At 39.4% G+C, this 9,889-nt stretch carries 6 protein-coding genes; 4 read left to right on the forward strand and 2 right to left on the reverse strand.

All coding sequences use genetic code 11. The annotated features are described in order from the left end of the window. The first annotated feature begins 1 nt into the window (after window position 1). Together PX484_RS10795 and PX484_RS10800 are read left to right on the forward strand one after the other, a co-directional pair. Window positions 2-553 (forward strand): Uma2 family endonuclease, encoded by a 552-nt coding sequence (locus PX484_RS10795; RefSeq protein ID WP_288103798.1) that lies wholly within the window; start codon window positions 2-4, stop codon window positions 551-553. A 243-nt stretch (window positions 554-796) separates the two neighbouring features. Beyond that, window positions 797-2,848 (forward strand): FAD-dependent oxidoreductase, encoded by a 2,052-nt coding sequence (locus PX484_RS10800; protein WP_287765713.1) that lies wholly within the window; start codon window positions 797-799, stop codon window positions 2,846-2,848. Window positions 2,849-3,016: 168 nt separating this feature from the next. Here the strand turns inward: PX484_RS10800 and PX484_RS10805 are convergent, their stop codons facing one another. Continuing rightward, entirely contained in the window at window positions 3,017-6,409 is a 3,393-nt protein-coding gene (locus tag PX484_RS10805) for a HypX (modular protein) (RefSeq protein WP_287765710.1), read from the reverse strand. A 395-nt stretch (window positions 6,410-6,804) separates the two neighbouring features. Between PX484_RS10805 and PX484_RS10810 the strand changes: the two genes are divergently transcribed. Both PX484_RS10810 and PX484_RS10815 read left to right on the forward strand, forming a co-directional pair. After that, window positions 6,805-7,509 carry a hypothetical protein gene (locus tag PX484_RS10810; protein ID WP_287765708.1) on the forward strand — a complete coding sequence of 235 codons (705 nt, stop codon included), beginning with the start codon at window positions 6,805-6,807 and terminating at the stop codon, window positions 7,507-7,509. 422 nt (window positions 7,510-7,931) lie between these two features. Next, window positions 7,932-8,894, forward strand: coding sequence for a M4 family metallopeptidase (locus PX484_RS10815; protein WP_287765706.1), 963 nt, complete (start codon window positions 7,932-7,934; stop codon window positions 8,892-8,894). A gap of 3 nt (window positions 8,895-8,897) precedes the next feature. On the opposite strand, the gene PX484_RS10820 is transcribed toward PX484_RS10815, so the two are convergent. After that, window positions 8,898-9,632 (reverse strand): hypothetical protein, encoded by a 735-nt coding sequence (locus PX484_RS10820; RefSeq protein WP_287765704.1) that lies wholly within the window; start codon window positions 9,630-9,632, stop codon window positions 8,898-8,900. Window positions 9,633-9,889: the final 257 nt, after the last annotated feature.

Consider the following 9,889-nt stretch of genomic DNA (forward strand, 5'->3'; position numbering starts at 1 on the left):
AGTGTTAAATCTAGAGACAGTTAATTTGACTGATGAACAATTTTATCATCTCTGTCAGGCTAATCAAACATGGAATTTAGAACGTAATCAAAAAGGAGAATTATTAATTATGCCTCCCGTGGGTGGAAATACTGGTAAACAAGAAGCTAATTTGATTGTTAAAGTTGGGGTATGGAACGAGCAAACTCAACTTGGTGAGGTGTTTAGTTCTTCGACAATTTTTCGTTTACCAAAGGGAGGCTATCGTTCTCCTGATGTTGCTTGGATAAAACGGGAGAGATGGGAAGCTTTAAGCGCAGAAGAGCGAGAAAAGTTCCCCCCTTTGTGTCCTGATTTTGTGATTGAATTACGTTCTCGTACTGATTCCTTAACCTCTTTACGCGAAAAGATGCGCGAATATTTAGCCAGTGGTTTACGTTTGGGTTGGTTGATTAATCCTCAACAGCAGCAGGTGGAAATCTACCGACTAAATGACGGTGTGGAAATTATTAATTTACCTGCGATTTTATCCGGGGAAGATGTCTTACCCGGATTTGTTTTGCATTTAACTTAGGAAGGATTACAGGGAATAACAAAGGGAATGACACCGAATCAGGCTATCTCTATTTTGTCAAGACATTTCCAGAAAAGCGATCGATTGTCAGCTTGAAGGTGTATAATCTTTGAAAAGCCAGCATCAAGCTACAAAGTTCTCAATATCGCCCAAAAAAACCATCAGGATTTCAGGAACAGATTCTCTGGCTACTTCTTCAAATAAAGAGGAAACTCTCAGTCACAACATTGATATTTGTCAATAATGTCCCCTAAAATTTTCAATCATCACTTTACTCCCCTCAAATCCCTCTCTCTGGGATTATTTCTCCTGCAAGCTTTCACTCCCCTCACCCTAGCAGCCCCTCCGCGAGAACCGGATCAAACCGTCGGCTGTGATATTCTGGTGGTGGGTGGTGGTTTAGCCGGTGCCGGTGCGGCCTACGAAGCTTTATTATTAGGAAAAACCGTCTGTTTAACCGAGATTACCGACTGGGTGGGGGGACAGATATCTTCTCAAGGAACCTCAGCGTTAGATGAAAGACGCACACAAAGAGAAAAATTATTTTTCCCGAAAGGTTATCTAGAATTTAGGGAAAGAATTAGAAAGCATTACGGCAAACGCAACCCCGGGGAATGTTGGGTAAGTGGGTCTTGTTTTTTCCCTTTTGATGGACATAAATTATTATTTCAACAGTTAGAAGACGCTGCCAAAAAAGGCAAAGGAACCCTGAAATGGTTTCCCTCCACGGTAGTCAAAGAATTAAATATTGAAACTTTACCCAATCGCGGCACCGGTCAACAGATTACCAGTGTAATTGCTATTCAACATAGTCCCGCAAAAGGTACTCCTCCCCTAAATACCGAGTTTTTATCGCAAAAAATGGAGGATATCTATCGCTACGAAAATTCTCCCCGTTTTGATAAAAAAATCCTCCGTTTTGTCTCCAAATCCTCCCAACCGAATCAATTAGCAGATTGGTATGTGATTGAAGCGACCGAAACCGGGGAAATCATCGGATTATCAGATATTCCCTACCGTTTAGGGGTCGATAAGCGCAGTTATCTCGAACCTTCTTCCTCTAGCGTCACTGGCGACCCCTACTGTACCCAAGGCTTTACCTATACCTTTGCCATGGAGGAAACAGAAAAACCACAAACCCACGAGAAACCCGTTTATTATGAACGCTACGCCCCCTATTTTAGCTATGAATTGCCGCGATTAGCCGATTTTGACCTAGTTTTCACCTATCGTCGTATTTGGAGTCCGCAACTGGGTAAAGAGAAAACCTTTGGGGGAATTACTTTTACCGAACCCGTCCCGGGGGACATTTCCATGCAGAATTGGACCTGGGGAAATGATTATCGTCCGGGGACTGCCAAGGATAACTTTATCTACACCCGTGAACAGTTGCAAGAGTTAGGACAGTTATCTCCGGGGGGATGGATGGGAGGATTACGCACAGAAACCCTCGCAAGGGGCGAAGAACACGCCATTTCCTACTATTATTGGTTAGTAGAAGGGATCACCGATTCCCAGTTAGGGGACGGGGTAAAAGTTCCCCATTTGAATAACCGTTATCTGTCTGGTTTTGATTCTCCCATGGGAACTGCCCATGGTTTGTCAAAATATCCCTATATTCGGGAAGCAAGACGGATTATCGGTCGTCCTTCCCTGACTTTCCCCACTGGTTTTACCGTCACAGAAATCGATATTTCCCGACAAAATTTTCAAAGCGATTTCTATCGTCAAAATCTTTCTCCAGCAGAATATCGGCGCTTAATTGCCACCTTGGCAGGATTAGAGGGATTTTCCGTACTTGATGGCACATTATCCCCCGATCAGGCCGTTAAACGCAAGCGCTCTACCATTTACCCCGATTCCGTCGGTATCGGTCACTATGCGATTGATTTTCATCCCTGCATGACGGAACATCCCCCCGAAAAACCGGGTAATACAGAAAAAGCAGGAGAAAGACAGGGACAGGGCCAAGCTTATCCTTTTGAGATACCTTTAAGGGCTATAATTCCCCAAAAAATCGATAATTTACTGATAGCGGGTAAAAGTATCGCTCTCAGTCATATTGCCGCGGCCGCCTATCGTGTCCATTCCTTCGAGTGGTCTTCTGGGGTAGCTGCTGGCATCACGGCAGTGTATGCTTTAGATAATAATGTACTGCCCTATCAATTAGTAGAAAGTGATTTTCTCATCGGCAATCAACAACTGCGAGAATTACGGCAAAAAATCGACGCTAGTGGTAATCCCACTGTGTTCCCCGATGCCTCAATTTTCCGGTCGATGGATAATTGGTATTAATTAGGGTCTGCTGAAAAAGTTTGTTGGTGGGGTTAGGGTGCAGGATCTGGGGTTTTAAGCTAAGACGCATTTTAACCCCCCTATCCTTAGATTGGCTGAATCTCCCCCAATCCCTTTACTGTTGCAAGAGTGCCTCATCTCAACAAGTAATTTAAGTGGGTGGGCAGCTTACACTTTGTCGCCGCGAAGTATTTTGAATATATCAGTGACAATTCTGTTTCTAATTTCCTCTAAAGAACCTGATTTGCCAGAATTTTTCTGACTTTCCAAGTAACTTTTAACCCCTTTAAATTGTTGTTCTAGATGACCACTATAGCGATTTTGTCCCAAAGAATAATCAGGATTATTCGATCTTATAATAGTTTGAGCATCGTGTAAATCATTCAAAAGATAGGCGACCTCTGGCCAATAGCTACTATATTTTTCGTAGTTATACAAAAGGAGAATTACTCGACAGGTTGCTGCAAAAATTTTCCCTTTAGCGGTAAACTGAGTTAACCGGTGAGGATATAAGCCTCTAATTTGAAAATCTTCGGGCATTTTTTGACCTTTATTTGGCTTTTGCTCGGTAAATATTCGCTGAAGATAGGTTTTTTCTCCTCTTTTTTCATCCACTGTTCCCTCAGATGCAATTGCCGCTCCTAAAGTAAACCTTTTCATCGCCATACGAATACGTTCTTCTAATCCTTCTTCCTGATTATCTTTACAAAGTTCCACCAGTCCCAACCCAAATAAAAGAAGACTAGCGTGAATACCAAATAAATAAACTTTATTATCTGAATTTGAGTCAAGGTAAGTTAATGCTGACATGGGTAGCTGTATAATTTTTTCTTGAATACCAAATATTTCTTCAATACTAAATGAAGAAGCTTTATTGTCTGGATTGTCTGGCATAGTTGGCTGTGTAATTTCTTCTTGAGATTGACTAGATTCATTAAATGTTTTTTGAATTTTTTGATAAAACTCGTCTAAGTTTCTGCTGCCCTTTCCGATTTCAATAGTTTTTTGATAAAACTCGTCTAAGTGGCTGCTACCCTTTCCGATTTCAATAATTGGGGGAATGGTTTGCACATAAATATCATTGTATTGCTCATAAAATATAATAGTCGAATCCGGTTTTAATCCACTAAACTCTGTTTTCTGTTTACCACTATAATTTTTTATCTGTTGATAAGATTTTCTGCCTCGCTCTCCATAACAATCAAGAGCATTTTTAATTAAACGTTCGGCCCATCCTAGACAATTTTGGCGGCTAAATTTTTCCGTTAATCGATTGGTGTCTCCGACATAGGCGGTGATTAAATAAGACCAAATTTGATACACTGTCCAGTAAGCATAGTAATTAGCATCACCGTCTCTAGCCGCATAAATACGAGCTTTTTCTAAGAGACGAAGAGGTTCAATTAATAAATGAGTTTTGGGATTGGGTAATTGAGCAATGTAAGGGAAAAAGATATAAATTTTGGCGCGGTGAGAATAGATACGAGATAGATAATAGAAAAAAGGATGAGCATTAGTTTGAGAGTATTCACCAATGATTGCGTATTCTTTCAAATATTTCTGCAAATATTCTTCAGCAGTGTTCAAATATTCTTCAGCTTTACGAATTGCAGAACCCCTTTCTTGATGGTCACGTTCCTCATCTTCAAGGTCTGTATAAAAATGATAATCAAATAGACAGATATAGTAGAGACTAACTAATAGTTTATCGTCTAGTCGTCCCTTTTCGATATGGGGTTTAATAACCTCAAGATATTTTTGGGCAATACGATAGAGACCCTCTTGAAGATATACTTGAATAATTGCCAAATGTGCTTCATAGGCCACCCTACTCCAAGCTTGATTATTATTAACTTCCTTGAAATTTCTCTCATCCCAATTGCGATATTTATCCTTAAACAGCTTTTTTTCTAAATAATCTTGCATAGCCCTGAGAGAGAAAGGGTAGAATTTTATCCATTTTTCTGCTTTTTCTAGTATATATTTTTCCTCAATTCTCTGACAAAGTTGTTGTAGATATTGCTGAGAATTAATTGCCGTTTTTTCAATGGCTCTCAGTCGAGCGTGAAGGGCAGACTTAGCGGCAGATTCTAGAAGATCAAATCCATAAAATTCTCCTGTTGCTAATTCTTGATCGGCGACAATTTGATTATAATTAATTTCACCTTCTAGAGATTTTTTCACATCTTCCTGTTTGCATAACTTAACCAGAGAATAAGACCAAACAGCACTATTTCTTGTATTGCCAATCACTTTATCTTCACTGACTATTTTTTGGGTGACAGGTAGATAGCCTTGCTTTTTCAAAATATCTATCCCCTCAAACAAAAATCGATTAATTGCGGTGGTAATATGAGCGATAGGACTGCCCACACCTACCACTTCTTCACAAAATTCTAATCGACTGTTTGATTCTTCTTGCTTGAAAAATTGGCTGATTTCTTTTTCTTCTAAGGTTGGTTTTGGTTTCCAGTTCTCTGGGGGATAGACATAAAAATACACTCGCACCCTATAAGCTATCTGTTTTTCTAATCCTTGAGCATAATACTCATTTTCGTCTTCAGGATCATCGAGAAAATCGGTATTGATTAAACCTGTTTTGCCTCGGTATAATTTTAGGGGCAGAGGTTTGACTTTCTCAATTTCTAAATAGTCGATATAAACGGGAAATTTATCTCCTAATAAATTATTTTTGATAATTGAATTGCTCAGGCTTTCCAAAAAGAGATTGGATATGGAATCGCTAGTTAAATTATTCTTAACAAAATCTGGACATTGCCCGACAACAGTTTTAATTTGTCTGAGTCCAGCTTGAAATTCTGTCCGGCTCACTTCTCTTAAAATCTTATCAACCAAATCCTTGATAATTTCCTGCTCCGAGCCTGTTGATAAATGCTGATAATATTTTTTTAATCGGGGTTGAATATACTCTATAATCTGATTACCTAAAGATTCATCTAGATTTTGATTATCATTTGGGTCAAGAGATTTTAGGTAACTGTGTTGTTGTTTTTGGGAACTGTATAGATTAATGGCCTGTTTATAAAAGCTAACAACGTCTAGGGAATCCTGCTGTATTTCATCGGTAATGATCTCTTTTAACTGCTCAAGTAAACCAGCTTCGGGATGAACAAGTAATTTCAATTTATCCCTTTCATCCAGAGATAACTGTGCATATTTTTTGAGAACTCGTTCTTTTTCTTGTTGGGTAAACTTATTGATCATTTTTTGGGCTAAGCTATCCTTATTTTTGGCTGACTCTCCTTGCCAATAAGCCTCCAGTGAGCTAAGAATAGTAACTAATTTCCCCAAGCTTAAACTGGGTACCCGCTCCTCGCGTTCCTTTTCTTGGTAACGCTCTCCCATCACCGAACGCAGCACTCGCCGGACAAAAATGCGATTTTGTCGCCATTGTTTGGCTATTTTGTACTCATTCGGTTTGGGACTATCCTCACTAATGTCCAAATCGGTCAAATTGTTGAGGAGATGCAAATACACCGCAGCATCTCTTTGTCGGTCTTCATCGCTTTGTCTTTGATTTTCTGTGTCCAGATCGCTCATAGGTTTAGATGTTACTCTGATGATTCAGCCCTAGATGCCCGTTTTGATCAATAGTTATGTTCATATAATACAGGCTAATCTGGGGGATGTGCATAAAAAATCTGCATTAATTTTTGTAAACCTTGTTAAAATTATCGGTAATTGGTTTGTTAGCCTTTGTAGTGCAACCCTGTAGATGATTGCAGGAAAGAGGTTGCTGATGACGGAAGAGACCGATAGGGTATCCATCACTGAACTGGTAAGGGCGGCTTTTTATATGTGCATTTTCTACGCTAATACATGAAGAGTATGTACATCTTGACCATTGTTCGGTTTTTTGAGAACATAGTTGGACGACGTGATATGTTTTATACCGTTTTTGTAACACTTTGTAACACCTTTGCAGTGATTGTAAAATGCCAAAACAGTTAGAAAAGAAAAAAACAACTGAATTAGAAGATATAGCCATTAAGTTGTCCGGCTCAGACTCGCCCGGTGGCGCAGGAGAGGAGCTTCGCAGCTTCACTGGCTCTCAGCCCAAAAGCCTTCAGCCCAAACCCGAGCCGAGGAACACTCAGCAAGTCCGATTGTCCACGGGTTTGCTGGTTGAATTTGAACTTGTAGATAAGTATCAATCGAAATTTACTCAAGCATCCAAATTCAAATATCGCCTCCGATACCAAGGTATCCCTTTATACGGCTCCTCGATCATTGTTGATTTAGACGAAGACAATAAATTTTTGTTTGCAAACTCGTCTGAAGTTGCTCAAGATGAAGCTGTAAAAAAAGGATTTCCTGACAAAAATCCGAAAGTTCCTGAAGAAGATTTAAAAGATTCGATCTACAAATATTGTCTTAAGAAGGGTGAGCCTATTTCCCCAGAAGCCCTAGAGCATTGTGATATTAATCCCCAGCTTTACTATTATTTCAAACACTTTTCTAATGGCTCCAGTCACAAGCTAGGTGAATGGAGACTTGTTTATGTTACGAACATTAAAGTTATGGCTCCAACCAGTGGCGGAAAATCTGTTGGAACATCACTGGAATTAACTGATTATGTGATAGATGCCCACACAGGGGAGATAATCCTCGAACTCTCAAATTTGAGAACCTTCTGCTAAAAGGGTTCTGTCCATAACCTACTGCCAAACTGTCTATCGTTTGGAGATATTTACCCAAATATCCCTAACTATTGGGCTGGTTTTGGTAAACTTTTTTTGCATTATTCAAATATAACTCACTTTTTAACAGGAAATAAGTAGGTAGGTGTTAAAAACTTTCAGACACCACCCTTATCAAGGGGGGATTAAGGGGGGATCGACACCACCCTTATTAAGGGTAGATTAAGGGGGAATCGAACCCAAAATCCATCTTCAATTTAATTATAATCAGCTACTTACATGGGTATTTTATCCATTTTTTGTGGCTTTGCTTTGCCTAAATTCTGGAAATTTTACCATCTTGACACATTGGGCGACTTTCTAACAAGATTAATTACTTAACCACTGACTGAAACTTATAAATTTATCGGGGGCAAAAACTCATGTTCTGCACAGAATGCCATGGCGCACCATCTAATGGTAACTGCGGGCTTCCACAAACTTATAATTTGAGATATAGAGATTATTCCTCTAATATCACTCTCACTGACCACTCATTAGTCGATGATCCTTGTCACGATTCTTGCCAACAAGCTCGCAATAATGTTGAAACCGTTGCCCAGTTTATCAACAGTCCCACCAGTAAATTCAAGCCACTAGATAGATATGAAGCTATCATTAATGTTGCCAGCATAAAGCATCGCTTTTGCCCTGCCGCATGGTACACAAAACGAGCCTTATTTGCACAAAGACTAATTGATGGCAGAAACCGTTCCTATGGAACCGATATCACAGCAGTAGCTCATGAATTTTGTCATGGTTTAATTCAGCAAATTAAGGAAGAAATTAATAGTGAGTATAGTCAGTCTCCAGAAAAAATACGACGGAAAGATGATGAGTTTTCAGAAAAAAATGCACTTGAAGAATCTTTTTGTGATATATTTGCGGTTTTAGTGCGTAACTATCATAGGGATGATGGTTTTTATTGGAATAATCCTCATAATTGGCTGTGGGATGTGGGAGAAAACTTTCAAGAAGGAACTGGATCCCTGAGACGATTAGATACATTACTTTCTTTAAGGTTTACAGATGCAGGGTCTGTCTATGGACAAATTGATTGGAATACGGCCGAGAATTATCATGAACTTTCCTTGATTCATAGTCATGCTTTTTATCGATTGATGACAATTCATAACACTTTCATCGATGGAGAGCCTCTTTTTAATGGCGAATTTGCTCTTAAGCTATTCCGTGAAGTTCTGGAATCTATTTCTGTGCTCAACAACTTCCTATATAGTCGTAGAGTATTTGAACAACAAGCACAGCGATTACTAGCACCCTCTCCTCATATAGAGGTTCAATTAGATGCTATTTCTCAAGCATTTATTGATGTGGGAATTAAGTAAATATTAGCTAACTAAATTGACTATTAAGCAATCGCTTGGCACTTTTTTAATGTCAGTTTTAAAAAGCCATTTAACTAAGGGATTACCATTTTGTTCCAAGCGGGCAGTTAAATTTAACTTAGTCCTCACCAATTGCATATTATTAGGGACTTTGACAATCATGTGCATAAATTTACTTCCTTGAACTCCTTTTCCCTGTGCTTTTCGATATTCCCAATCAGCCTTATATTCCCCAACTCCTGTGGCTATAATTGTTGGTTGTAATTCGGGGTATTCTAGGGCAAAATCTGTGCCTCCTAAACTTGCCTGAGCTTCCTTAAACTTGATATTGGGGGACAGACTAACTTTACAGTTACGCTTGATTTCCTGATTGATTTCTAACGGATATAGATCAAAAGCAATAGCCCGGTTTTGTTGATTATCGGGCAGTAAATCAACAGAAAATTTAGCTTGAGTAATTTGAAATCTATCTTCTCCACTATTACGAAGAGAACAGGCAAAACGGACTAAAAAAAACTGTGCCTCATTCTGTTTTACCTCTAACCAAGAGGGAATTGCACCAGAATAAAGTTCAGCTAATGGCCAAACTTCTGGTTGTCCGATGCTAACAGTTGGTGCATAGCTGGTCCGTGAGGGAGGTGACATAAATCTAAAATTTTCTTCCTCTTCTTCGCTATCCAATTCTAGTTGCCCTTGCCAAAGAATATGCTGAATTGTTTCAGGAGTAGATAATAACATATCAATTCAATCCGTTAACTTGTTCAATTATCAACAGTATATCGCCAAAATAGAGAAAATAAACCCAATCCTTTGGCGAGAAAACAGGATTCAATAAGTAGTTAGGTGTTAAAAACTATCAGACACCCCCCTTATCAAGGGGGGATTAAGGGGGGATCGACACCCCCCTTATCAAGGGGGGATTAAGGGGGGATCGACACCCCCCTTATCAAGGGGGGATTAAGGGGGGATCGACACCAAAATCTATCTTCAGTTTA

This window comes from Microcystis sp. M49636_WE2, from assembly GCF_030065375.1.
GTDB classification, from domain to species: domain Bacteria; phylum Cyanobacteriota; class Cyanobacteriia; order Cyanobacteriales; family Microcystaceae; genus Microcystis; species Microcystis aeruginosa_C.